This is a genomic window from Naasia sp. SYSU D00057 (assembly GCF_017916505.1).
Taxonomy (GTDB): domain Bacteria; phylum Actinomycetota; class Actinomycetes; order Actinomycetales; family Microbacteriaceae; genus Naasia.
In genome coordinates, this window is sequence record NZ_JAFMSZ010000001.1 from 223,575 (window position 1) to 245,791 (window position 22,217).

Genomic DNA, 22,217 nt, shown 5'->3' on the forward strand with positions numbered 1-22,217 from the left:
GCCCATCCTGGCACCGGGGCCGCGCGTCGGTGAGGGGCTGGCGTGCGCGGAAGGGGGCGGCTACTCGGGCTGAGTCTGCAGCGCGTTCGGGGGGCCGACGGGGCCCGGTTCCAGCTCGAGGGCGTCGAAGTCGACGACGAGGTCCGCCCTCCCGCGGGTCGCCGCGATGAGACGGGCGTTCGGCTCGTCGACCGTGTCCGCCCAGACAACGGCCGCATCCGGTGCCTTCCCGAAGCGGATGTGCCGGGCCACCAGGCGCTCCCGGCGCAGGGTCTGGTCCACCTCGGTGAACCACACCTCCGTGAGCTCGCGCCGCACCTCCGGCCACGGCTCGGGGTCGGCGAGCAGGTAGTTGCCCTCGGTGATGACGACGCGGGCGTCCGGGGCCACCGGGATGCTGTTCGCGATCGGCTGCTCGAGGTCGCGCTCGAACGCGGGCGCGTAGACGGTGTTGCTCGTCTCCGCGCGCAGGCGCCGCAGCAGCGCGAGGTAGCCGTGGCCGTCGAAGGTGTCGAGCGCGCCCTTCCTGTGGCGGCGGCCGAGCCGGTCGAGCGCGGCGTCGGCGAGGTGGAAGCCGTCCATCGGCACCCAGGCGGACGCCACCCCTTCGGCGTCGAGGGCCTCGACGAGCCACTCCGCGAGGGTCGACTTGCCGGCCGCCGGGGCTCCGGTGATGCCGAGCAGCACGCGCTCGCCGCCGCCGGCGAGAGTCCGGACGCGGTCGAGCAGGGCGCGGGCGGCGGGAGCGATCACGGCCGCCATGCTATTCGGCCGCTCAGCCGGTCCACGGCACGGTGCGCCAGGCGGAGCCGGACCTGCGGGCGAGGCGTGCGTCTTCCACCTGGGCCCGGCGCTCGGCGGCCGCGACCGCCCAGGCGCCGATCTGCCGGGCCACCTCGTCGTCCTCCGCGGTGAAGCGGACGACCGCCTGCGGCACACCGCGGGAGAGGGAGACGCTCGAGGCCTCGACGGTCGTGAGCTCGGCGGCCGCCTCCGCCGTCGCGGGCAGCACCTCCTCGGGACGCGCTCCGGGCAGCAGGCGCCCGACGGTCACCAGGACACGGTACGAGGGCATGCCGTCACGCTACCCGCGCCCTCGTGCGGGGGCGTATCCGCACTTTCGCCTCTCGTCAAGGACCCTCCGCCCGGAAGGCCTGCTCCCCATACTGACCACATGCGTACCTTCGGCGTGGAAGAGGAGCTCCTGCTCATCGACGAGTCGACGGGCGCCCCCGTGCCGGTCGCCCGCAAGGTGCTCGACGAGCATCGGGCGCCGCGCTCCGGAGCTCTCCCCGACGAGCAGCAGATGACCGGCGAGCTGCAGCAGGAGATGATCGAGGTCTGCACAACGCCGCAGCGGGAGCTCGGCGAGCTGGCGGAAGCCATCCGCGCGGGACGCGCGTTCGCCGACGCGACGGCGCAGACGGCGGGGGCACGCGCGGTGCCGCTCGCCACCTCCCCGCTCCTCGTCCAGCCGCACCTCATGCCGAAGCTGCGCTACCTGCAGATGCGCCGCCGCTACGGGATGACGACCCGCAACAGCCTCACCTGCGGCATGCACGTCCACGTCGCCGTCAAGGACGACTCCGAGGGAGTCGCCGTGCTCGACCGCATCCGCGCCTGGGTGCCCGTGCTGCTCGCGCTCTCCGCCAACTCCCCCTTCTGGCAGGGCGAGGACACGGGGCACGCGAGCTACCGCTACGCGGCCTGGCTGCGCTGGCCGACGGCGGGCCCCACGGAGCTGTTCGGCACGGCGGAGAACTACGCGCGGCTCGAGGCCGAGATGGCCGCGACAGGAGCACTGCTCGACTCGAAGATGATCTACTTCGACGCCCGGCTGTCGCGCTCGCATCCGACGGTCGAGGTGCGGATCGCCGACGTGTGCCTCACCCCCGAGCACGCGACGCTGATCGCGGCACTCACGCGCGCCCTCGTCGAGACGGCGGCACGGGAGTGGCGCGCCGGGGTGCCGCCGGTGCCGGCCGCGGCGCCCACCCTGCGGGTGGCGTCCTGGCAGGCGGCCCTCGCGGGAGTGCGCGGCGACCTCGTGAACCCGCTCACCGGCCGTGCCCGGCCGGCGGCGGATGTGGTGGCCGCCCTGCTCGAGCACGTCGCGCCGGTGCTGCGCGAGCTGGGCGAAGCCGACGAGGTGGCGGCGCTCGCCGCCGACGTGCTCGACCACGGCACGGGCGCCGAGCGGCAGCGGGCCGTCTTCGCGCGCTCCCGGCGCCTCGCGGACGTGGTCGCCGACGCGATCGCGACCGGCTGCCCCGGCCCTCACCTGCTCCAGGCCTGACCCCGGCCGGGACCACCCCGGGGTCCTTCCGCGCGCCGTCAACCCATGCCCGTGCAGGCATCCGATCGAGAGGACGGTCACATGGACCAGACCCTGGCACCGCTGCTCACCGCACTCGCCGACTACCACGCGAAGAACCGGTACGGCTTCACCCCGCCCGCCCACCGCCAGGGGCGCGGAGTGGACGAGCACACGCTCGCGGTGATGGGCAAGGACCCGTTCCGCGACGACGTCGTGGCGACCTCCGGCCTCGACGACCGGTCCTCGTCGAACGGCTACCTCACCAAGGCTCAGGAGCTGATGGCCGACGCCGTCGGCGCCGAGCAGTGCATGTTCACGACGGCGGGCAGCTCGCTGTCGGTGAAGGCGGCGATGCTCTCGGTCGCCGGGCACAGCGGCTCCATCCTCATGAGCCGGGACGCCCACAAGTCGGTCGCCGCGGGGCTCATCTTCTCGGGGATGCAGCCCGCCTGGATCCCGCCGCGGTGGGACGGCGAGCAGCACCTCACGCATCCGGTGTCGCCCGCGCAGGTGGAGAAGGCCTGGGAGAATAACCCGGACGCGGCCGCCTGCCTGGTGGTCAGCCCCTCCCACTACGGCACGTCGGCCGACCTGCGAGCGATCGTCGACCTCTGCCACAAGCGCGGCAAGCCGGTCATCGTCGACGAGGCGTGGGGCGCTCACCTGCCGTTCCACGAGGACCTGCCGACGTGGGCGATGGATGCCGGCGCCGACATCTGCGTCGTCAGCGTGCACAAGATGGGCCTCGGCTTCGAGCAGGGCAGCGTCTTCCACCTGCAGGGCGACCTCATCGACCCCGCCCACCTCTCGGCGTGCGCGGACCTGCTCATGACGACGAGCCCGAACACCCTCATCTACGCCGCGATCGACGGGTGGCGCCGGCACATGGCGCTCGACGGCAGGGAGGTGCTCGGCGCGGCGCTCGAGCTGGCGCGGAAGGTGCACTCCGACATCGAGCAGATCGAGGGGCTGCACGTGCTGCGCGACGAGTTCCTCGCCGAGGCGCACGAGCTCGACGAGCTCCGGCTCGTCATCGACCTGCAGAGGCTCGGCATCACCGGCTACCAGGCGACCGACTGGCTGCGCGAGAACCACCACATCGACATGGGGCTCTCCGACCACCGCCGGATCGGCGCCGACATCTCCCAGTCCGACGACGAGGACACCGTGCACCGCCTCCTCGAGGGGCTGAAGGACCTGGCCGCGCACGCCGAGTCGTTCGAGCGGCCGCCGCAGATCATCCTCCCCGAGCCGGGCGAGCTCGAGCTGGAGCAGGCGGACCTCCCCCGCGACGCCTTCTTCGGCGAGTGCGAGATGGTGCCCGCCGACGAGGCCGTGGGCCGGATCGCCGGCGAGATGGCCACGCCCTACCCGCCCGGGACGCCCGCCTTCATCCCCGGCGAGCGTCTCAACGAGAGGGTGCTCGAGTACCTCCGCAGCGGATTGAAGCTGGGCATGAACGTGCCCGACGTCACCGATCCCACACTGGAGACGATCCGCGTCCGCAAGGAGAGGTAGCGGCGGCCGTCCGTCGCACCGGCGCCGGGTGACGGGGGTCAGTGTCCGCGGTCAATAGAGTGCGTAGGTGCCCGATCGGATCGTCCTCGCCGGTGCGTCCGGCTTCCTCGGCCGCTATCTGACCGACGCGTTCCGCGCCGAGGGCGCATCCGTCGCCACCATCGGCCGCCGCGGCGCCGACGCGACGTGGGGCGATCCGGACGCGATTCGCCGCGTCCTCGACGGGGCCGACCTGCTCGTGAACCTCGCCGGCAAGAGCGTCGACTGCCGGTACAGCGCCCGCAACCGCGCCGAGATCCTGCGCTCCCGCGTCGAGACCACTCGCGCCCTCGCCGCCGCGGTCGCCGCCTGCACGGCTCCCCCGCCGCTGTGGATCAACTCGTCCACGGCCACCGTCTACCGGCACGCCGAGGACCGGCCCATGACGGAGTCGGCGGGCGAGATCGGTGACGGCTTCTCGGTGAGCGTCGCGACCGCCTGGGAGGAGGCGTTCTTCGCCGGCGACCTCCCCGCCACGCGGCGGGTGGCGCTGCGGCTCGCGATCGTGCTCGGCGACGGCAGCTCGATGATCCCCCTGCTCGGCCTGACCCGGCTCGGTCTCGGCGGCTCCCAGCTCGACGGCCGGTGGCCCGCCACCCGTGCGCGTCTCGCAGCGGGCACCTACCACCGCTTCCGGTCCCGCGGCGGCCGCCAGCGCTTCAGCTGGGTGGCCCTCGAGGACGTGCTCGGCATCATCCGCTTCGTGCGCGATCATCCCGAGCTGGAGGGGCCGCTCAACGTCGCGTCGCCCAACCCGTCCGACAACCGGACGCTGATGCGCATCCTGCGCCGCGCGGTCGGCATGCCGGTCGGCATCCCGCTGTTCCGGTGGATGCTCGAGCTCGGCGCGATCGGCATCCGCACCGAGTCGGAGCTGATCCTCAAGAGCCGGTGGGTGGTGCCGAAGCGCCTGCTCGCGGCCGGGTACCGGTTCCGCCGACCGGATCTCGAGCCGACCGTGCGGGCGATCGTCGCGGAGCGCCGCCGCCGCTGATCCGGCGTCGGCGGCTGGGTCCATACTGCGGAGGCGAGGAGGTGCGGCGGTGGTCGATCGGGAGACGCTCGAGTTCGCGGACGCGCGCGCCTTCGAGGACTGGGTCGCGGCGCACCACGACTCCTCCCCCGGCATCTGGCTGCGGATCGCGAAGAAGGGCAGCGGCATCCCGTCCGTCACCTACGACGAGGCGCTGCAGGTGGCGCTCGCCTGGGGCTGGATCGACGGGCAGAAGCGCCCGCAGGACGAGCGCCACTGGCTGCAGGGGTTCGGGCCGCGGCGGCCGCGGAGCGTGTGGTCGAAGCGGAACGTCGAGTTCGCCGAGCGGCTCATCGAGCAGGGCGGGATGCAGCCGAGCGGGCTCGCTCAGGTGGAGGCGGCGCGGGCGGACGGCCGCTGGGACCGCGCGTACGACGGCCCCCGCAACGCGGTGGTGCCGCCCGATCTGCAGGAGGCGCTGGATGCGGACCCCCGCGCCGCGGAGAGCTTCGCCCGACTGAACAGCACCAACCGGTTCGCGATCCTGTATCGGGTGCAGGACGCCAAGCGGCCGGAGACGCGTGCGCGGCGGATCGCGCAGTTCGTCGACATGCTGGCGCGTGGCGAGAAGCTGTACTGACCCGCGCCGGCGGCCTCCGCCGGCGGCGCCGGGACCGGCCAGGGTCAGCCGGTCGCGGCCGTCGGGGCGGGCGTCGCCTCTGCCGCCGGCTCGGAGGGCGTGACAGGCGTGGACGGCGCGGGCTCCGGTGCGGGCGCCGGGCCCTCCTCGGCGGGCGGGGAGGACGGCTGGGTCGACGGCTCGGGATCGGACGGCGCCTCGGGCTCTGGCCCTTCCGTCCCACCCGCTCCGTCCGGATCCGGGTCGCTCGAGCCGTCCGGTGACGAGGAGGGGTCCGGGGCCGGTGAGGGAGTGCCGCCCCCGGTCGCCGGCGCCCCGGTCGCGGGCGCGGGCACGGCGGCGGGGTCCTTCGCGATCACCTCCGCGATGCGCGCCTTGAACTCGGTCAGCCGCGCCTCGAGCTCGGAGAGCGGCACGTCGGCGATGTGCGCGCCGAACTCGGCGAGCTCCTGCCAGAGCGCCTGCAGCTCCGCGAGCGTCGCGTCACTGAGCGGGCCGTCGAGGGTCAGCACCAGCTGCTGGGCGAGCGCGTAGCTGACGCAGTCGATGCAGTTGTAGTTGACCGCGGCGGCGAGGTTCTGCGGGACGGCGACATCGGCCTGGCCGACCACGAGGACGACCTGGAAGCCGACAGCGACTGCGGCGCAGCCGTCGCAGCTGGCGAACGCGAAGGCCTCGTTCGTCGTGTCGACGATGTCGTCTTCGACCCAGACCAGAGCGAACGCCACGTCGTACACGATGGTCCCGTCCTCGGTGTTGACGGCGAGCGCCTGGCTGTCCCCCTCCTTGGGCGCGCTCGGCCGGTCGAACGGGAAGACCCAGGCCGGCGCCGGCGCGTCGGTCGCGGCCCCTGCGCCTGCGCCGCGGCCTTCGCCGTCCGTGCGAGGCAGCAGCATCACCGACATCGCCGGGTCGTCGGCGGTCGGCAGCGGGCCGTCCTCGGGCCATAGGACGACCTGCCGGCCCGTATCCCCGGCGGCCATCACGGCCGTCTGATGCTGTCCCGGCGCGAGCGCGCGGACGGCGGAGGTGACGGTCCCGTCCTCGTACGCCTGCACCGGCCGATAGGTGCCGGGGGCCGGCCACCACGCCACGGCGAGAGCGGCGACCACGGCGGCGGCGACGAGGGCGGCGATCCCGCGGCGGACCGGGCGCCCGGAGGTCCGCCGCCAGGCGGACAGCGCCAGCTGCCGGACCATCCGGATCAGGAGGTAGCCCATCCCGGCGACCGGGACGGCGATCGCGAGCATGGCGAGGATCCGCACGGCCATGCCGCCGGCATCCCCCGCGTCCGCGGCGGCCGAGAGCATCCCGGACTGCTCGCCGAGGCTCGCGAGCGCCGTGCCGACGATCCGCGGGAAGGCCAGGACGAGGAGGACCGCGCTGAGCAGCAGCAGCGGGACGACGAGGAGCACCCACAGCGTGATGACCGCGCGCGCGCCCGGCTTGAGCACCCGGTTCTCCGGGTCCTTCCAGCGCCACGGCAGCAGTCCGCGAAGGGTGGGTCCGATGCGCTGGAAGAGGTCCGGCACCCCCGTCGTGTCGGCGAGCACGTGGTAGCCGTCGAAGCGGACCACGGGCGCCAGCTGCCGGACCATCAGGAGCACCTGGCTCGCGACGACGAGCAGGAGTGCGTCGTCGCGCGTGAGGAGCCACACCAGGCCGATGAGCACGGCGACGATCGCGTTGAAGTAGAGCCCACCGAGGTCGGTCCGGATGCGGCCCCAGCGGCCGAGCCGATAGGAGTCGGTGACGTCGGTGTAGAACGCGGGCCACACGAGGTAGAGGCCCGCTCCCATGGCGCCGGGTGCCGCTCCCCCTCGAGTGGCGGCGGCGGCGTGCCCGAACTCGTGCAACCCGGCCGACAGCAGCGTGAGGACGAAGACGAGCAGGAGGAGCCCGGGACGGTCGAACGCCTGGCGCGTCGCGGCGGCGAGGCCCCGCTCGAACAGCACCCACCAGCACACCGCCGCGAACGCGAGCAGCACCGGCACGGCGATGAAGGGGGTGAAGAGCCGGGCGAACGGCGCGGTGAGGCGGCGGGTCCGCTCGGGATCCGTGACGGTGACCCGAAGGCGCATGCGCAGCAGCGGGTCCGACCGCTTCAGCTCCGGCTCGCCGCCGTCGGGTCGCCGCAGCAGGCCGAGCGGGAGGAGCTGCGAGCCGATCAGCTGCCGGACGTCCGACGGCGCGACCGACCGCTGCAGGGCGCCGCTGACCGCGCCGGCGATGTCCGCCACCGTGCGCTCGCCGTCGACCGCGTCGAGGAGCGCGTACAGCAGTGGGGTCAGCTGCAGGACCTGGCCGTCCGCCCGTCGGACGAGCGCGGGCGGCGTCCGGTAGCCGGACCCGTCGAGCGCTCCGAGCAGCTGCACACCCTCCGCCCGGGCCGGGACCCAGGCGTCGGAGGAGGGATCAGCGGGGGCCGGTGGGCCGCCGACCGGCGACGGCCCACCGGTGCCGATGCTCATCCGCTACTGCTGCAGGTCCGACTGCTGGTCGGCGGTGGCGGTGGCCGCCCCGTCGATCTGCTGGCTGATGATCGCATCCTGCTGGGCGATCGCGGTCGCCTCGCTGCCGACGGAGCCGATGTTCGCCGCGACCGCGGCGTCGATGGGCGCCGCGACGTTGGCGTTGGCGGCGACCGCGCCGTTGATCGGCGCCGCGATGCCGGCGGCCGCGTCGAGGTTCACGTCGACGTTGAGCAGGCCGCCGTCGAGGGCCGACGTGACGTCGTCGACCGTGCCGCCCACATCGGGCAGGGTGCCGTCGGGGAGGGTGCCGTCCGGAAGCGTGCCGTCCGGCAGGGTGCCGTCCGGAAGCGTGCCGTCGGGGAGGGCGCCGGCCGCGTCGGCGGTGCCGGCGTCCTCGGTGCCTGGGGCGGCCCCGGCATCGGTCGTCGAGTCCTGATCGATGCCGCTGTCCTGGGCTGCAGTGGCGGTGGCCTCGGCGTTGATGCCCTGGTCGATCATCACCCCCTGGTCCGAGAGCGCCTGCGCCGTCGAGCCGTCGGAGAGGATGTTCGCGCCGACCGCAGCATCGATGGGCGCGGCGACGTTCGCGTTGGCCGCGACGGCGAGGTCGATGGGGGCCGCCACGTCGAGATCCAGGTTGAGGTCGGCGTTGAGGTCGAGGATCGACGCGACCTCCTTGTCGGGGAGCGCCGTGACCGTCTCGGCCGCGAGCTCGTCCTGCGAGAGCGGGGGAAATTCCTTCTCGTTCATGTGATCTCCCTTTCCGATGCCGTATGCCGCATCTGCCGTGTCCACGCTATTGAGGAGCGCTCACCGGCGAGAGGGGTTGCGCGACAGCGTCGATGTTTGGCAGTAGCTGGGAGATCGCTCCTCGTCCGCTGACGAAGAGAAGGGACTGGACCGTCTGACGCGGGCCGGGTCAGGCTTCGGTGCGCTCGACCGGCTGGAGCTTGGCGAGCTGCCGCTCGATCCCGATCTCGATGAGGCGCACCTTCCCGGCGAGGTCCTTGCCGGGCGCGAGCAGCAGACCCGCCTTGATGCCGCCGAAAGTGACGGTGACGTCGGCGGGCAGCACGACGTGATCCGCGACGCTGCCGTCGTCGGCGCCGACTCCACTCGGGATGTCGACCGCGACGACGGTCGCGGCCTCCGGGCCGGCGAGCAGCGGCAGCAGCCCGCGGACCACGTTCCGCGCGGCGCCGCGCAGGGCGCCGGAGGAGCCGATGCCGAGGATGCCGTCGAGGATCACGTCGGCGTGTGCGGCCGAGTCGACCGCCTCGTCCGTCGACACCACGCGGGCGCCGGCGCGCACCGCGGCCGCCATGCCGTCCTCGTGCGTGCGGTCGAGCACCGGCAGCACGAGGACGTCGGCGCCCTTGGCCGAGAGCTCGGCGGCGGCGAAGAGGGCGTCTCCCCCGTTGTTGCCGGGCCCGGCCAGAACGAGCACGCAGGGCCGCGCGGACCGCTGCAGGCCGTCGCGGCGGCGCTCGGCGAGAACTTTGCGGGTCTCAGCTGCGAGCCCCGCCGCGGCGCGAGCCATCAGCGGCTCGTGGTTGGCGAGGTGGGGCGCCTCGGCGGCCCGGATCTGCTCTGCGGAGTATCCGGCGGCCATCGGCGCCTCCCTCGGATCAGACGGCGGCGAGCTTCTCTCGCAGCTCGGGGTCGCTGGGCTCGACGAGGTGGGAGCCGTCCGGGAAGACGATGACCGGGATGTTCATGCGCCCGCTGATCGCCCGCGCGCGGTCGGCCGCATCCTCGACGGCCACGGTGTCCACATAGTCGTAGTCGACGCCGAGTCCGTCAAGCAGCCGCTTGGACCGGCGGCAGTCGCCGCACCAGTCGGCGCCGAACATGGTGACCTTGTCGAAAGCAGTATTCGCACTCATTGCTACTAGTCAACCAAGGAGCGGCGTGCGTCATTCCCGCCGGCCGGTCGCTACGGTGAGCCCGATGCAGTACATCGGGGTGGATCTGGCGTGGGGCGAGGGGTCCGCACAGCGGGCGGCCAAGGAGAGCGGGTTCGCGGTGCTCGACGGGCGCGGCGTCATCCGCGAGGCGGGATGGCTGCGCGGCATCGACGCCGTCGCGGACTGGCTGACTGCCACCGCGGAGCCCGGCGCCGTCATCGCGGTGGACGCACCCCTGGTCGTGCCGAACGCCACCGGCATGCGCACCTGCGAGAAGGAGGTCGGAAGCCGCTACGGCCGCTGGAGGGTGGCGGCCAACGCGAGCAACGCCGGCCTCGGGTGGCTCGGCGGCGTACGCCTGCGCGAGCGGCTCGAGGCAGCCGGGTTCCGGTACACGGACGGCACTGTCCCCGCGTCGCCGGAGGACCGCTCGTTCTTCGAATGCTACCCGTACACGACCCTCGTCGGCATGGTCGAGCTCGGCTACGACGACGAGCGACCGCGGTACAAGCGGCTGAACGCGTCGCTGCCGGCGCCCGAGGGGCGGGCGCGCCGTGCGGTGGCGATGGACGAGCTGATCCGCAGGGTCGGGCTGCTCCGCGACGCGGAGCCGCCGGTCGATCTCGGCTCGCACCCGCTCACCAGCCGGCTGCTCGAAGAGCCGTCGACCGCCGTCGCCTCCGAGCACAAGCACCGCGAGGATCTCCTCGACGCGGTCCTCTGCGCCTGGACGGCCGCGATCTGGCACGTGCACGGCGAAGCGCGCACCCAGGTGCTCGGCCGCGACGACGCGCCGGACTCGGAGGGGCGGCGCGCCACGATCGTCGCGCCTGCCCGCGAGGAGCAGCGAGCGGGCCGGGGCAGGTCCAGCCGGCCGCGAGCGACCGAGGCCGGTCGCGGCTCGATCGTCGGGGTGCTGGAACTCGCCCTGCGCGAGCTGCGGCGCCTGCCGGAGGCCGACGAGCGCACCAGGCCGCACCTCGCCGATCTCCGGGACGAGCTGGACCGTCTCGCGCCGCGCTGACCGGGGCCGGTAGGGGTGACCAGGGCCGGCAGTCGTCGCCTTCGCACATGCCTCCGGCTAACCCGTGGGCACGGGCTCCCCGGGGCACGTGGTCAGGATCGCTGCGATCGCATCGTGCTCGGCCTGCGTCATCCAGAGGCCGTACTCCGCCTTCACCGCCACCTGCCGGGCGACGTAGGCGCAGCGGACGGAGCGGCTCGGGGGCAGCCAGGTCGCGGCGTCACCGTCGCCCTTGCTGCTGTTCGTCGGGCCGTCGACGGCGAGCAGGTTGAGCGGATCGTTCGCGAACGCGATCCGCTGCTCCTGGGTGAGCTGCTGGGCGCCCTTCTGCCAGGCGTCCATGAGCGCCACCACGTGATCGATCTGCACGAGCGTGCTCGTCGTGTTTCCGCGGACGAACTCGATGGTCGCGCCCGTGTAGGGGTCGTGCAGGGTGCCGGTGAGCACCTTGCACGGCCCCGAGAGCACCTCGCCCTCGAGGTCGCGCTGCAGGATGTCGTTGCGGGTGTCGCAGCCGTTCCGGTCGATGTCGAGCCACCCGCTGCCGAAGTCCTCCTCGCGGTCGTAGCCGGTCTTCGGCGCCCGGCCCTTGATCGGGATGGTCGCGAGCAGGTCGGCGGCCGGGGACGCCGAGGCAGGCGACTCAGTTCCGACCGGCTGAGGTGCAGACGGCACGGGCGAGAGCACGCCCGGCGTTGGCCCGGTGGCGGTCGCTCCGGACGGGGCATTGAGGAAGCCCAGGGCTGCCGCCCCGGCGAGGACGAGCGCGACCAGCACACCGATCGCCGGCCCCGACCGCCGCCGTCTCCCCCGCCCCATCCCGGCCACGCTAGGCGGGGCGCCGCCGCGATCGGCGGACCCGCATCGCGTGTCCTTCCTCCCCAACGTGACGCCGCGTTTCGCACACCCTTGGCCCACCCTGCGCGCGGTGGCAGGGTCGAGGCCACGCAGCGCGCCCCGCGAAGCCTCGCGTTCCATCCGGAACACGCCTGCGATTCCCACCGGAGGAGTCGCGCGCCGACTCCCGCACCCAAGGAGTCGAGATGTCCGTTCCCGCCCCCACCACGACGCCCGAGATCCTCGGCGCCCACCTCGTCGGCAGCGTCAACCTGCCCGATGCCGAGTCCGTCCTCCGGGCCGCCGGCGACCACCTGGGCGGTCAACTGCGCCGCATCCCGGACGGCGAGGTGGGCGAGCGGTTCTACTGGATCCAGTTCCAGACCTTCCGCTTCGACGCGACCCCGGGGCTCGCCCGGGTCGGGGAGACGGGCTTCAAGATCCGCGACACCTTCGACCAGCGGCCGTTCGCGCTCGACGGCGGCGTGCCCGCCGACGAGCTCGCCTTTCCCGACCTCGGCTACGCCACCGCCGCCCTCGACTCCTACGGCGTCTTCCGCCGGCTCCGCGACGAGGGCGCCATTCCCGGCGACACCCGGTTCCAGGTGTCGCTGCCCACCCCTGCGGCCGTCGTCGGCGCGTTCGTCGTCGCCGAGGACCGCGCCGCCGTCGAGCCCGTCTACGAGAGGGCGCTGTTCGCCGAGCTGGACCGCATCCTCGACGGCATCTCGCACGAGGACCTCGCGATCCAGTGGGACACCGCCGTCGAGTTCGCGCTGATCGAGAGCGCCAAGATCCGCATCCACTCGCTGACGCCCTGGTTCACGCCGGTGCTCGACGGCGTCGTCGAGCGTGCCGCGCGGCAGGCCTCGCGGGTGCCGGAGGACGTGCAGCTCGGCTACCACCTCTGTTACGGCGACGTCGAGGAGCAGCACTTCGTCCAGCCTGCCGACGCCGGCAACCTCGCCGCGTTCCTCCGCGGCCTCCTCGCCGCGGCGCCGCGGCGCATCGACTTCGTGCACCTCCCGGTGCCGATCGAGCGCGACGACGCCGCGTACTTCGCTCCCCTCAAGGGCGTCGAGGTTCCCGCCGAGACGGAGGTCTACCTCGGCCTCGTGCACCACGAGGACGGCGTCGAGGGCGCCGAGCGTCGGATCGCGGCCGCCGCCTCCGTGCTCCCCCGCTTCGGCGTCGCCACCGAGTGCGGGTTCGGGCGGGGGCCGGCCGAGCGCACCGCGCCGCTGCTCGACCTGCACCGCGCGGTGGTGGAGGCGCACGCCAGGCGGTGAGCGGGCGGCGACACCCTTACACACCGAGGTTCACAGGCGCATCCCTGTTCCGTCCGGCGCGAGCGAGTGCGAGGGTGAAGCGGTGGCCGTGGAACTGACGCCGATGCCGGACGACCGCCTCGAGGAGTGGCTCGCCGAGTCCCTCGAGAACTACTCCGCGTCGCGCGAGGCCGCGGGCGACAGCCCCGAGTGGGCGCGGGCGCACGCCGAGCGCTCGATGCTCACCTACTTCCCCGACAGCCGGCCGCTGGAGGGCCACTTCGTCTGGGATGTCGTCGCGGACGGCGTCCGGGTCGGCGCGCTGTGGATCGGCCCGCATCCGCAGAATCCCGACGGCAAGTCGTGGTGGGTGTACGACATCGAGATTGACGAGGAGCACCGGCGGCGCGGCTACGCCCGGGCCGCCCTCCAGCTCGGCGAGGACGAGGTCCGCCGCCTCGGCGGCACGACGCTCGGCCTCAACGTGTTCGGCTACAACACCGACGCGCGCAACCTGTACGACTCCCTCGGCTACGAGGTGCACTCGGTGCAGATGCGGAAACGGCTGCTCCCGCCCATCTGACACCCGCTCCGAAGTAACAGATCAAGGAGATCCGGGCGCTGGCAGCCCTGCTTCCGCAGAAGTGGGCCATGCGACCGCCGATTTGGTGCATGCCGGCATGAGGCAGTAGGCGATGGGAGCGCGCCCACGCCATGCCGTCTGACGCCCTCCCCGTGCAACCCCTGCCTCCGGCGTCCGCTCGCGTGCTTGCCTGAGGGTGGGAAGGTCCGACCCCCTCCCGGGAAGCGCAGCATGACCGCGGACACCGCCAGCGATCAGCCCTCGACGAAGCTCAAGCAGGGCATCACGGGTCCGCTGCTCTACCTCTTCATCCTCGGCGACGTCCTCGGCGCCGGCGTCTACGCGCTCACCGGCGTCCTCGCCGAGGAGGCGGGCGGGGCGATCTGGGCACCGCTCGTCGTCGCCCTGCTGCTCGCACTGCTGACCGCCGGCTCCTACGCCGAGCTCGTGACCAAGTATCCGAAGGCCGGCGGGGCGGCGGTGTTCGCCGAGCGGGCCTTCCGGAAGCCGCTCGTCTCGTTCCTCGTCGGCTTCTGCATGCTCGCGGCCGGGCTCGTGTCGGCGGCCGGCCTGTCGCTCGCGTTCGCCGGCGACTACTTCGCCACCTTCGTCGACCTGCCCCCGATCCCGGTCGCGATCGTGTTCCTCGCCCTGATCGCCGCCCTCAACGCTCGCGGCATCACCGAGTCGCTGCGCAGCAACATGGTGATGACGATCATCGAGCTGAGCGGCCTCGTCATCGTCATCGTCGCCGTCGCGGCCATGCTCGGCGGAGGCGGCGGCGACGTCTCGCGCGTCGGCCAGTTCCCGGCCGACGCCAACCCGTGGATCGCGACCCTCGGCGCTGCGATCATCGCCTACTACTCGTTCGTCGGCTTCGAGACCTCCGCCAACGTCGCCGAGGAGGTGCGCGACCCGTCCCGCGTCTTCCCGCGTGCGCTGTTCGGCGCGCTGCTCACCGCCGGCGTCGTCTACCTGCTCGTCGGCCTCGCCAGCTCCATCGCGTTGCCGGCGGACGAGCTCTCCGGCTCGAGCGGACCACTGCTCGACGTCGTCCGCGCGACCGGCGTGCCCATCCCGGACTTCGTCTTCAGCCTCATCGCACTCGTCGCCGTCGCGAACGGCGCCCTCCTCACGATGATCATGTCGAGCCGGCTCGCGTTCGGGATGGCCGAGCAGGGTCTTCTTCCGAGCGTCCTCGGCAGAGTGCTCCCCCGCCGTCGGACGCCGTGGGTCGCGATCCTCGCCACCACGATCGTCGCGATGGTCCTCGCGCTCCTCGGCGACCTGTCGACGCTCGCCGAGACCGTCGTCCTGCTGCTGCTGTTCGTGTTCCTCAGCGCGAACGTCTCGGTGCTCGTGCTGCGGAAGCAGAAGGTCGAGCACAAGCACTTCCGCGTCTGGACGCCGATCCCGGTGCTCGCGATCCTGTCCTGCATCCTGCTGCTCACCCAGCAGAGCTGGCAGGTGTGGCTGTTCGGCGCGATCCTCCTCGCGGTGGGCGTGGTTCTGTACTACGTCACGAAGTTCGCGAGGGCGAAGCTCGACCGGGAGTAGGGCCTTCGGTGATCGGGACCGGATGGATGGGCGGGATCAGCCCTTCTTGGCGGCCGCCTTCGCCGCGCGCTTCGTCTCGCGAACGCGGGTGAGGGAGTCGGCGTCGACGATGTCGGCGACCGAGCGGTAGCCGCCCTCCTCGCCGTAGGCGCCGGCGGCCTCGCGCCAGCCGGCTGCCTGAACCCCGTACTGCTTGCCGAGCAGCGCGACGAAGATTCGCGCCTTCTGGTCGCCGAAGCCGGGGAGGGCCTTCAGGCGGCGGAGGATCTCCCCGCCGTCCGGCTCGCCGCGAGTCCAGATGGCGGCGGCGTCGCCGTCCCACTGCTCCGCGATCGCGGCGCACAGCTCGCGGGTGCGGCCGGCCATCGATCCGGGATACCGGTGCACGGCCGGCGGGGTCCTGAACACCTCGGTGAGCCGCTCCACGCTCTCCTCGGCGATGCCCGCCGCATCGAGGCGGCCGAGCCGTTCCCGGATCTTCAGCGGGCCCGCGAACGCCGTCTCCATCGCCACCTGCTGGTCGAGCAGCATGCCGATCAGCAGCGCGAGCGGATCCGTCGAGAGCAGCCGATCGGCGTCGTCGTCGCCGGTGATGTGCAGGGTTGCGGCCATGCGCTCATCCTGCCAGGCGAGGCACCGGCCGGCACGGGCGCGCCCAGCGGCACGGACTTTGGTCCCTACCGACTGCCCTGCCCACCGCGGATGGTGGATGAGGTCCGCCGCCAGCGACGTCGGTCAGGACCCGGGCCGGCGGCCTCTGCGCCGCCGCGCCCGGACCCAACGTCCTCGCCGCGGTCCCTTCCCGAACCCGAGAGAGGACCCTCATGACGCTCGCCCCCGAGAGCCCCACCGCATCATCCGCACCCCTGGACGAGCTCGCCGGCGCGCTGTCCGGCTTCGTCCACTCCCCCGGCAGCGACGAGTACACGCGCCTCGCGACACCCTGGAACCTCGCGGAGGAGACGCATCCGCTCGCCGTCGTCGAGGTGGTGAGCGTCGAGGACGTCCAGGCCGTCGTCCGCTTCGCCGCCGCGCACGACCTCGAGGTGGGCGTGCGCGCCACCGGCCACGGCATCATCAACCACCTCCAGAACGTGCTCCTCGTGCACACCGGGCGCTTCGACGAGCTCGAGATCCGGCCGGACGGATGGGCGCGCATCGGTGCCGGCGTGAAGTGGGAGCGCGTGATGGAGGAGGCCGCCGAGCACGGGCTGGCGCCCCTCGCCGGGTCCTCTCCCACCGTCGGCGTCGCCGGATTCCTCACCGGTGGCGGCCTCGGCCCCCTCGCCCGAACCTACGGCGTGTCCGCCGACCGCGTGGTCGCCTTCGACCTGGTGACCGGCGACGGCGAGTTCCGCCGGGTGACGGCGACGGAGCATCCCGACCTGTTCTGGGGCCTCCGCGGCGGCAAGGGCTCCCTCGGCATCGTGACCGCGGTGGAGACCGAGCTCGTGCACCTGCGGACCCTCTACGGCGGCGCGGTGTACTTCGGAGCCGAGCACGTGGAGCGGGTGGTCCGGACGTGGGCCGAGTGGTGCCCCTCCCTCGTCGATCAGGCGACGACCTCGATCGCGATCGAGCGGCTGCCCGACGCGCCGTTCGTGCCGCCGCCGCTCGCCGGCCGGACGACGGTGGCGGTGCGGTTCGCCTGGGTCGGCGACCCGGAGGACGGTCAGCGGGTGTTCACCCCCATCCTCGCCGTCGGCACGCCGATCTTCGGCGCCATCGGTGAGATGCCGTACACGCAGCTCGGGATGATCCACTCCGACCCCGTCGACCCGCTCCCCTTCCACGAGCACAACTCGATCCTGCACACCTTCTCGCCGGAGGCGGTTGACGCCCTCCTCGCGGTGGCGGGCCCGCAATCCGAGTGCCGGCAGGCCATGGTGGAGGTCCGGCAGCTGGGCGGCGCGGTGGCGATGGCCCCGGAGCACGGCACCGCCTTCAGCCACCGGGATGCGGCGTACTCGCTCCTCAGCATCGGAATCCCGGTCGGCCCCGAGGGCGAGGCGGTGGTCGCCGACTCGCAGGCGATCGCCTCCGCCATGGAGCCGTGGTCGAGCGACGGCGCCCTGCCCAACTTCGCGGGGAGCATGGATCCGCGCCGCTCGGCGCGCATCTACGACCGCGAGACGCTCGAGCGCCTGGTCGGGCTCATCGAGCAGTACGACCCGAAGCACGTGCTCCGAGCGGGTCGGCCGATCCGGGAGGCGCTGCAGCTCGCCGACTGACCGGGGTCCTCCGCGCGGCGGCGCGAGGCGGGTCAGCCGAGCGTCAGCGAGTGGTGCCGCCACTCGACGCCCGCGTCGAAGCGGCGGATCGAGAACGGGCGGATGTCCGCATCCGGCTCCCGGTGCTCGGCGAGGTCGGCGAGGATCTCGCCGATCAGCGCCGAGAACTTGAACCCCTCCCCCGAGTCGCCGCACGCGATGACGACGTCGTCGCCGAGCCGGTCGATCACGAACTTGCCGTCGGGCGAGTCGGTCCACGAGCACACCTGCGCCTGCATCAGCTCCGTCGGCAGGGTCGGGATGTCGCGGCGCATCCGGGCGGCCGTGAGGCGGATGCCCTCGTCATCGGGCGACCGGTCGCCGTCGGCGGAGGTGTAGTCGCGGAGGGGCCGGTCGAGGCCGATCTTGTAGCCGAGGCCGGGCGTCGGCATCGCGTAGACCAGCGGCTCGCCGCCGGCAGCGCCGTCGATGAAGCACGGCAGGTCGTCGGTGCGCTCCGGGCGGCCGGGCTCGCCGAATGTGACGACCTGCTCGAGGTAGGGCCGCAGCGGCATCCGCACGCCGAGGGTCGCGAGGAGCGCCTCCGATTCCGGGCCCGCGGCGAGCACCGCACGATCGAACCGGTCCGTCGCACCGTCCTCGTAGGAGACCCGCACCCCCGTCCCGGAGGAGTCGACGGCGGCCACGGCCCGCCCGAACTCGGTCCGCCCGCCGGCGACGGTGAACAGGTCGAGCTGCGCGGCGAGGGTCGTTGCCGCGAGCACGACGCCGGCCTCCTCCTGCCAGATCGCGTCCCGGTGGTCCGGCACGAGGCCGGGGAAGAACCGGCCCACCTCCGCCGCCGGCACCGCCGTGTACGGCACACCGCAGGCCTCGAGCGCCGCGGCGGCCGCCTCGAGCGAGGAGGTGTCGCGCCAGAGCACGCCCTTGCGGAGGAACACCGTCCGGCCGGAGCGCTGCTGGAGCCGCTCCATCGCCTGCACGGCCTGCAGCGCGAGGCGCACGCGGGGCTCGTCGGCGTGGATGAGCCGCCAGATCCGGGTCGGACCCGAGGACGAGGAGCGCGCGTTCCCGGGGCCGTAGCGGTCGACGAGCGTGACGTCGTGCCCGCGCAGGGCGAGCTGCGCCGCGGCCGGCAGCCCCCACGCGCCCGCTCCGACGACGACGATCCGCATCGGTCTGGTCTCGCCGGTCGCCGGGGTGATGCTCATGCAGCCAGCCTGCCATCCCCGCTCGTCCCTCGGCGCGAGGCACCCGGCTGGGAGCTGCTCCCGGTCCCGGTAGTGTCCATCGGATGGGAAGAGCTCGGCGTCGCGGCGCTCGTCGGCGGGTGCTGTCGGCTGCACTCGCGGCAGCGGCGGCCGGCGCCGCCCTGGCAGGTTGCGACGTCGTGACGGTCACTCTCGGATCCGACGGCACTCCGACGACGCAGTCGCCGTCCGCCGGCCAGGCCGAGGGGACCCCCGCCGTCGTCGAGCGGGTGGTCGACGGCGACACCGTGATCGTTGACCTGGACGGGGAGCGGCAGCGCGTGCGCCTGCTCAACATCGACACACCCGAGTCCGTCGCCGAGGACCGTCCGGTCGAGTGCCTCGGCCCGGAGGCCTCCGAGCTCGCCGCCGACCTGCTGCCCGCGGGCGCGGAGGTGACGCTCGTCTTCGACGAGGACCGCTTCGACGACTACGACCGGATGCTCGCCGCCGTCTACACGGAGGACGGCCGCAACGTGAGCGTCGAGCTCGCCCGCGCCGGCCTCGCCGAGGCGATCACGGTGCAGCCGAACGACCGGTTCCGCCCCGAGGTGCAGGAGGCGATGGAGGAGGCCCAGGACGCGAACCGCGGCCTCTGGGACCCGTCCCTCCCCTGCGCCTGAGCGATCCCGCGTGTGCCGAAGGCGCCCGAGATGCCACTTTCCGCCCTCAAAACGGCCGAATGAGGGCGGAAAGTGGCATCTCGGCAGCGGGAGAACCGGTCTCAGGCCCGCAGGCTCTCGAGGGCGGCGACCGTGTACGGCATCCACGCGTCGCCGCTCGAGGACGGGATGGCCACCCAGTCCTTGAACCGGTGGCCGGGTCCCGGCTGGAACACCTCCGCCCCGTCCACGTCGAGCGCCTCCGCGAACGGCTCCGTGTCTCGGCCGAGTCGGATGCCCAGCACGTCGCCGTTGAGGCAGGCGACCATCTTCCGACCGGTCATCAGCGTCGGCCGGCCCATCATCTGGGCTCGCCGCACGTCCGGGCCGAGGGCCTCGATGAGGTCCTCGAACAGCTGCAGCGCATCCTCGGTGGGCGTCGGTGCCGTCATCGCGTCCTCCTCGGGTCGGTGCACGCCAGTATGGCGGCTCCACCGACGCCGGACAGGTCTCAGAGCGCGACGGAGTGGTTCTCCCCCGTGTTCGGCTTGCCGCCCGTCGCCGCCGCCTTCGCGTACTTCAGCAGCGCCACCGGCTTCGGGTCCGTCATCGCCCAGTACTCGGCGCTCTCCGCGTGCACCTTGAGCAAAGCGATGTGCGGGTCGTCCTTGCCCTTCTCGAACCAGGCCTGCGCCCCGGTGTTCCAGTACTCGTCGACCTTCGCGCGGTCGCGCACGAGCTCGGCGCGGCCGGAGAGGGAGAGGTAGCCCTTCCCCGACTCGTAGGAGACGTTCACGTGGCTGTCGTGCTGGATCTGGTGCACCTTCTCCGCGTCGTCGTAGGTGAAGAACCAGACGTCGCCGTCGAACTCCGCCTCGACGGTGGCGAGCGGCCGGCTGACGAGGCGGCCGTCCTCGGTCATCGTGGTGAGGACCCCGATCTTGGAGTCCTTGATGAGCGCGCCGATCTGCTCCAGCTCGTCCTTGGTCGCCGTCGTCATGTCGCTGCCTCCTGTAGTCGGGTGTCGGTGGGTCGCCGCGACCGACGGTAGGACCGGAGGCTTCCAGGCGGCTGGGCACGAGCGCGCCCGAGCGGGAGTACTCTGCGCCGCGCGCCTGCCACCCGACTCTCGTGCCGCCGATCGGGGCTGTGCGGCCGCTCGGACCGACGCGAAACGGGCGGCGTAGCCTGAACTCCCCTCCGACCAGGAAGGAGCCCGGGATGGCGGTCGATGCGCCCCCGCCAGCGGAGACCGCGGAGCAGGGCCTCCGCGTCTTCACCATCGGGCACTCCACGCACCCCATCGACGAATTCCTCGGGATCCTGCACGCCCACGGCATCGGCCTGCTGGTCGACGTGCGGACCGTGCCGAGGTCGCGGACGAACCCGCAGTTCAACGAGGACGCGCTCGCCGCGTCGCTCCCCGAGGGCGGTATCCGGTACATCCGGATGCCCGCGCTGGGCGGCCTGCGGCACCCCCGCCGCGACAGCCCGAACGGCGCCTGGCGCAACGACTCCTTCCGCGGCTACGCCGACCACATGCAGACGCCCGAGTTCGCCGCGGCGATCGAGGAGCTCATCGAGCGAGCCCGCGATGTCCCGACGGCGATCATGTGCGCGGAGGCCGTCCCGTGGCGGTGCCACCGGTCGATGATCGGTGACGCGCTGGTGGCCCGCTCCATCACGGTGCTCGACATCCTGTCGGCCACGTCGGCCCGCCCGCATGTGCTGCGGCCGTTCGCGCGCCTCGACGGCGACCGGGTCACCTACCCCGCCGAGCAGGAGACCTGACGCGCACCGACGGCCTCAGCGGCGGCCCGAGTGCGGCGGTGACGCGAGAGCGGCGAGCAGCCGCTCGATGTCGTCCTCGTCGTTGTAGAAGTGCAGCGAGAGGCGGAGGTTGCCGTCGCGGACCGCGGCGACGATGCCCTGCTCCTTGAGGTGGGCGAGCAGCGGCGCGGACTCGCCGTCCGGCAGCGGAACGGCGACGATGCTGCTGCGGTTCTCCTCCGGCAGGTCGAGCGGCTCCCACCCCGACTCGACGAGACCGGTCCGCAGGATCGCCTCCAGTTCCCGGTTCCGCGCGTAGATCGCGTCCGCGCCGAACTCCTCGATCACGGCGAGGGCGGCCTGGTCGCCGATCGCGGCGAGCCAGCTGATCGGGCTGTCGAAGCGGGAGGCGGTCGGCGACAGGTCCATGCCGGGGCCGTAGAAGCTCTGGTACGGGCTGCGGCCCGCCTTCCAGCCCGCGTTCATCGGCGTGAACCACTCCTGCACGGCCTTCGAGAACCAGCAGTAGCCGACGCCGCGGCCTGCATTGCAGAGGAACTTGTGGTCGGCGAAGGAGAGCACGTCGATCTCGGCCAGCTCCTCGGCGGGAACCGGCAGCGCGCCGACCTGCTGGGTGCCGTCGACGAAGACGAGCGCGCCGACGGAGTGGGCGAGGTCGCCGAGGTCGGCCGTCCGCGATCGGTGCCCGGTCGCGCTCTGCACCGAGCTGAAGGCGAGCAGCCGGGTCTGGTCGTCGATGCGCTCGGCGACGAGCTCCGGGTCGATGCCGCCGTTGCGGAAGGGCACCGCGTGGATCTCGTACCCCTTCTTCTCGAGCATCCGCCACGGGAAGTGGTTCGACGAGTACTCGCGCTCGCCGATGATGATGTTGTCGCCCGGCTCGGCCGGCCCGAACTGCGCGGCCACGAGGCCCGCGGCGTTCGAGACGGTGGCGATCAGCGCGACATCCTCGCGATCCGCCCCGAGGAGGCGCGCGACCGCGGTGCGTGCGACCTCTCCCGCCGCGTCGCCACGGACGAGGTCGAGGCCCTGGTCGAGCCACTCGTCGAGGTAGGCGCGGTAGGCGTCGTCGAGGGCGGTGCTGGCGAGGCCGACCGCCGCGGTGTTGAAGTAGGCGACGTTCCTCGTCGCGGGGAACAGCTCGCGCGCGGTGCGGATGTCGGGCATCATCGCCCTCCCGTCGTCGGGTCCAGGTGAGGCCGATGC

At 72.9% G+C, this 22,217-nt stretch carries 23 protein-coding genes; 11 read left to right on the forward strand and 12 right to left on the reverse strand.

The genetic code is table 11. From position 1 onward, the window contains the following. Window positions 1–60: 60 nt before the first annotated feature. Window positions 61–762 (reverse strand): nucleoside/nucleotide kinase family protein, encoded by a 702-nt coding sequence (locus J3P36_RS01105; protein WP_210505421.1) that lies wholly within the window; start codon window positions 760–762, stop codon window positions 61–63. 13 nt (window positions 763–775) lie between these two features. Beyond that, window positions 776–1,075, reverse strand: coding sequence for a hypothetical protein (locus J3P36_RS01110; protein ID WP_210505422.1), 300 nt, complete (start codon window positions 1,073–1,075; stop codon window positions 776–778). Window positions 1,076–1,174: 99 nt separating this feature from the next. Here J3P36_RS01110 and J3P36_RS01115 point away from each other — a divergent pair, with 99 nt between their 5' ends. The 4 genes from J3P36_RS01115 (at window position 1,175) to J3P36_RS01130 (ending at window position 5,487) form a co-directional block, all read left to right on the forward strand. Continuing rightward, window positions 1,175–2,296, forward strand: coding sequence for a glutamate--cysteine ligase (locus tag J3P36_RS01115; protein ID WP_210505423.1), 1,122 nt, complete (start codon window positions 1,175–1,177; stop codon window positions 2,294–2,296). An 81-nt stretch (window positions 2,297–2,377) separates the two neighbouring features. Next, complete coding sequence (locus J3P36_RS01120; RefSeq protein WP_210505424.1) at window positions 2,378–3,835, forward strand: aminotransferase class I/II-fold pyridoxal phosphate-dependent enzyme; 1,458 nt, start codon at window positions 2,378–2,380, stop codon at window positions 3,833–3,835. Window positions 3,836–3,902: 67 nt separating this feature from the next. Next, window positions 3,903–4,868 carry an epimerase gene (locus J3P36_RS01125; protein ID WP_210505425.1) on the forward strand — a complete coding sequence of 322 codons (966 nt, stop codon included), beginning with the start codon at window positions 3,903–3,905 and terminating at the stop codon, window positions 4,866–4,868. A 49-nt stretch (window positions 4,869–4,917) separates the two neighbouring features. Beyond that, window positions 4,918–5,487 carry a YdeI family protein gene (locus J3P36_RS01130; protein WP_210505426.1) on the forward strand — a complete coding sequence of 190 codons (570 nt, stop codon included), beginning with the start codon at window positions 4,918–4,920 and terminating at the stop codon, window positions 5,485–5,487. 44 nt (window positions 5,488–5,531) lie between these two features. On the opposite strand, the gene J3P36_RS01135 is transcribed toward J3P36_RS01130, so the two are convergent. The 4 genes from J3P36_RS01135 to J3P36_RS01150 form a co-directional block, all read right to left on the reverse strand. Next, complete coding sequence (locus J3P36_RS01135) at window positions 5,532–7,958, reverse strand: hypothetical protein (protein ID WP_210505427.1); 2,427 nt, start codon at window positions 7,956–7,958, stop codon at window positions 5,532–5,534. 3 nt (window positions 7,959–7,961) lie between these two features. Beyond that, entirely contained in the window at window positions 7,962–8,711 is a 750-nt protein-coding gene (locus J3P36_RS01140; protein WP_210505428.1) for a peptidoglycan-binding protein, read from the reverse strand. A gap of 169 nt (window positions 8,712–8,880) precedes the next feature. After that, on the reverse strand, window positions 8,881–9,573 hold the full coding sequence (locus J3P36_RS01145; protein WP_210505429.1) for an NAD(P)H-hydrate epimerase: 693 nt from the start codon (window positions 9,571–9,573) through the stop codon (window positions 8,881–8,883). A gap of 16 nt (window positions 9,574–9,589) precedes the next feature. Then, window positions 9,590–9,847, reverse strand: a complete 258-nt coding sequence (locus J3P36_RS01150) for a glutaredoxin domain-containing protein (RefSeq protein WP_210505430.1) — start codon at window positions 9,845–9,847, stop codon at window positions 9,590–9,592. A gap of 64 nt (window positions 9,848–9,911) precedes the next feature. Here J3P36_RS01150 and J3P36_RS01155 point away from each other — a divergent pair, with 64 nt between their 5' ends. Further along, window positions 9,912–10,892 (forward strand): DUF429 domain-containing protein, encoded by a 981-nt coding sequence (locus J3P36_RS01155; protein ID WP_246854107.1) that lies wholly within the window; start codon window positions 9,912–9,914, stop codon window positions 10,890–10,892. 57 nt (window positions 10,893–10,949) lie between these two features. On the opposite strand, the gene J3P36_RS01160 is transcribed toward J3P36_RS01155, so the two are convergent. After that, complete coding sequence (locus J3P36_RS01160) at window positions 10,950–11,711, reverse strand: HNH endonuclease family protein (protein WP_210505431.1); 762 nt, start codon at window positions 11,709–11,711, stop codon at window positions 10,950–10,952. A gap of 224 nt (window positions 11,712–11,935) precedes the next feature. Here J3P36_RS01160 and J3P36_RS01165 point away from each other — a divergent pair, with 224 nt between their 5' ends. The 3 genes from J3P36_RS01165 to J3P36_RS01175 all read left to right on the forward strand — a co-directional run bounded on the left by J3P36_RS01165 (window position 11,936) and on the right by J3P36_RS01175 (window position 15,137). Then, window positions 11,936–13,018 carry a hypothetical protein gene (locus J3P36_RS01165; protein WP_210505432.1) on the forward strand — a complete coding sequence of 361 codons (1,083 nt, stop codon included), beginning with the start codon at window positions 11,936–11,938 and terminating at the stop codon, window positions 13,016–13,018. Between the two features lie 82 nt (window positions 13,019–13,100). Further along, the gene (locus J3P36_RS01170) at window positions 13,101–13,580 is read left to right on the forward strand and encodes an N-acetyltransferase (RefSeq protein WP_210505433.1); all 480 of its coding nucleotides are present in this window, start codon (window positions 13,101–13,103) and stop codon (window positions 13,578–13,580) included. A 231-nt stretch (window positions 13,581–13,811) separates the two neighbouring features. After that, complete coding sequence (locus tag J3P36_RS01175) at window positions 13,812–15,137, forward strand: APC family permease (RefSeq protein WP_210505434.1); 1,326 nt, start codon at window positions 13,812–13,814, stop codon at window positions 15,135–15,137. Window positions 15,138–15,173: 36 nt separating this feature from the next. Here J3P36_RS01175 and J3P36_RS01180 read toward each other — a convergent pair whose 3' ends face one another. After that, on the reverse strand, window positions 15,174–15,749 hold the full coding sequence (locus tag J3P36_RS01180) for an HhH-GPD-type base excision DNA repair protein (RefSeq protein WP_210505435.1): 576 nt from the start codon (window positions 15,747–15,749) through the stop codon (window positions 15,174–15,176). A 212-nt stretch (window positions 15,750–15,961) separates the two neighbouring features. Between J3P36_RS01180 and J3P36_RS01185 the strand changes: the two genes are divergently transcribed. Further along, window positions 15,962–17,368 carry an FAD-binding oxidoreductase gene (locus J3P36_RS01185; protein ID WP_210505436.1) on the forward strand — a complete coding sequence of 469 codons (1,407 nt, stop codon included), beginning with the start codon at window positions 15,962–15,964 and terminating at the stop codon, window positions 17,366–17,368. A gap of 32 nt (window positions 17,369–17,400) precedes the next feature. Here J3P36_RS01185 and J3P36_RS01190 read toward each other — a convergent pair whose 3' ends face one another. After that, window positions 17,401–18,579 carry an FAD-dependent oxidoreductase gene (locus J3P36_RS01190; RefSeq protein ID WP_210505437.1) on the reverse strand — a complete coding sequence of 393 codons (1,179 nt, stop codon included), beginning with the start codon at window positions 18,577–18,579 and terminating at the stop codon, window positions 17,401–17,403. 83 nt (window positions 18,580–18,662) lie between these two features. Between J3P36_RS01190 and J3P36_RS01195 the strand changes: the two genes are divergently transcribed. Continuing rightward, complete coding sequence (locus tag J3P36_RS01195; RefSeq protein WP_210505438.1) at window positions 18,663–19,241, forward strand: thermonuclease family protein; 579 nt, start codon at window positions 18,663–18,665, stop codon at window positions 19,239–19,241. A 101-nt stretch (window positions 19,242–19,342) separates the two neighbouring features. Here the strand turns inward: J3P36_RS01195 and J3P36_RS01200 are convergent, their stop codons facing one another. Both J3P36_RS01200 and J3P36_RS01205 read right to left on the reverse strand, forming a co-directional pair. Further along, the gene (locus tag J3P36_RS01200) at window positions 19,343–19,672 is read right to left on the reverse strand and encodes a hypothetical protein (protein ID WP_210505439.1); all 330 of its coding nucleotides are present in this window, start codon (window positions 19,670–19,672) and stop codon (window positions 19,343–19,345) included. A 59-nt stretch (window positions 19,673–19,731) separates the two neighbouring features. Continuing rightward, window positions 19,732–20,220, reverse strand: coding sequence for a pyridoxamine 5'-phosphate oxidase family protein (locus tag J3P36_RS01205; RefSeq protein ID WP_210505440.1), 489 nt, complete (start codon window positions 20,218–20,220; stop codon window positions 19,732–19,734). Window positions 20,221–20,441: 221 nt separating this feature from the next. Between J3P36_RS01205 and J3P36_RS01210 the strand changes: the two genes are divergently transcribed. Beyond that, on the forward strand, window positions 20,442–21,011 hold the full coding sequence (locus tag J3P36_RS01210) for a DUF488 family protein (RefSeq protein ID WP_210505441.1): 570 nt from the start codon (window positions 20,442–20,444) through the stop codon (window positions 21,009–21,011). Between the two features lie 15 nt (window positions 21,012–21,026). Here the strand turns inward: J3P36_RS01210 and J3P36_RS01215 are convergent, their stop codons facing one another. After that, window positions 21,027–22,181: an aminotransferase class V-fold PLP-dependent enzyme gene (locus tag J3P36_RS01215; protein ID WP_210505442.1), complete on the reverse strand. Its 1,155-nt coding sequence runs from the start codon at window positions 22,179–22,181 to the stop codon at window positions 21,027–21,029. Window positions 22,182–22,217 lie beyond the last annotated feature (36 nt).

What these genes read in the sequence shown, in the direction of transcription:
- J3P36_RS01110 (WP_210505422.1), bottom strand. Translation starts at nt 1,075, where the DNA reads ATGCCCTCGTACCGTGTCCTGGTGACCGTCGGGCGCCTGCTGCCCGGA.
- J3P36_RS01215 (WP_210505442.1), bottom strand. Translation starts at nt 22,181, where the DNA reads ATGATGCCCGACATCCGCACCGCGCGCGAGCTGTTCCCCGCGACGAGG.
- J3P36_RS01145 (WP_210505429.1), bottom strand. Translation starts at nt 9,573, where the DNA reads ATGGCCGCCGGATACTCCGCAGAGCAGATCCGGGCCGCCGAGGCGCCC.
- J3P36_RS01200 (WP_210505439.1), bottom strand. Translation starts at nt 19,672, where the DNA reads ATGACGGCACCGACGCCCACCGAGGATGCGCTGCAGCTGTTCGAGGAC.
- J3P36_RS01190 (WP_210505437.1), bottom strand. Translation starts at nt 18,579, where the DNA reads ATGAGCATCACCCCGGCGACCGGCGAGACCAGACCGATGCGGATCGTC.
- J3P36_RS01105 (WP_210505421.1), bottom strand. Translation starts at nt 762, where the DNA reads ATGGCGGCCGTGATCGCTCCCGCCGCCCGCGCCCTGCTCGACCGCGTC.
- J3P36_RS01150 (WP_210505430.1), bottom strand. Translation starts at nt 9,847, where the DNA reads ATGAGTGCGAATACTGCTTTCGACAAGGTCACCATGTTCGGCGCCGAC.
- J3P36_RS01155 (WP_246854107.1), top strand. Translation starts at nt 9,912, where the DNA reads ATGCAGTACATCGGGGTGGATCTGGCGTGGGGCGAGGGGTCCGCACAG.
- J3P36_RS01115 (WP_210505423.1), top strand. Translation starts at nt 1,175, where the DNA reads ATGCGTACCTTCGGCGTGGAAGAGGAGCTCCTGCTCATCGACGAGTCG.
- J3P36_RS01210 (WP_210505441.1), top strand. Translation starts at nt 20,442, where the DNA reads ATGGCGGTCGATGCGCCCCCGCCAGCGGAGACCGCGGAGCAGGGCCTC.
- J3P36_RS01195 (WP_210505438.1), top strand. Translation starts at nt 18,663, where the DNA reads ATGGGAAGAGCTCGGCGTCGCGGCGCTCGTCGGCGGGTGCTGTCGGCT.
- J3P36_RS01180 (WP_210505435.1), bottom strand. Translation starts at nt 15,749, where the DNA reads ATGGCCGCAACCCTGCACATCACCGGCGACGACGACGCCGATCGGCTG.
- J3P36_RS01140 (WP_210505428.1), bottom strand. Translation starts at nt 8,711, where the DNA reads ATGAACGAGAAGGAATTTCCCCCGCTCTCGCAGGACGAGCTCGCGGCC.
- J3P36_RS01205 (WP_210505440.1), bottom strand. Translation starts at nt 20,220, where the DNA reads ATGACGACGGCGACCAAGGACGAGCTGGAGCAGATCGGCGCGCTCATC.
- J3P36_RS01120 (WP_210505424.1), top strand. Translation starts at nt 2,378, where the DNA reads ATGGACCAGACCCTGGCACCGCTGCTCACCGCACTCGCCGACTACCAC.
- J3P36_RS01135 (WP_210505427.1), bottom strand. Translation starts at nt 7,958, where the DNA reads ATGAGCATCGGCACCGGTGGGCCGTCGCCGGTCGGCGGCCCACCGGCC.
- J3P36_RS01165 (WP_210505432.1), top strand. Translation starts at nt 11,936, where the DNA reads ATGTCCGTTCCCGCCCCCACCACGACGCCCGAGATCCTCGGCGCCCAC.
- J3P36_RS01185 (WP_210505436.1), top strand. Translation starts at nt 15,962, where the DNA reads ATGACGCTCGCCCCCGAGAGCCCCACCGCATCATCCGCACCCCTGGAC.
- J3P36_RS01160 (WP_210505431.1), bottom strand. Translation starts at nt 11,711, where the DNA reads ATGGGGCGGGGGAGACGGCGGCGGTCGGGGCCGGCGATCGGTGTGCTG.
- J3P36_RS01175 (WP_210505434.1), top strand. Translation starts at nt 13,812, where the DNA reads ATGACCGCGGACACCGCCAGCGATCAGCCCTCGACGAAGCTCAAGCAG.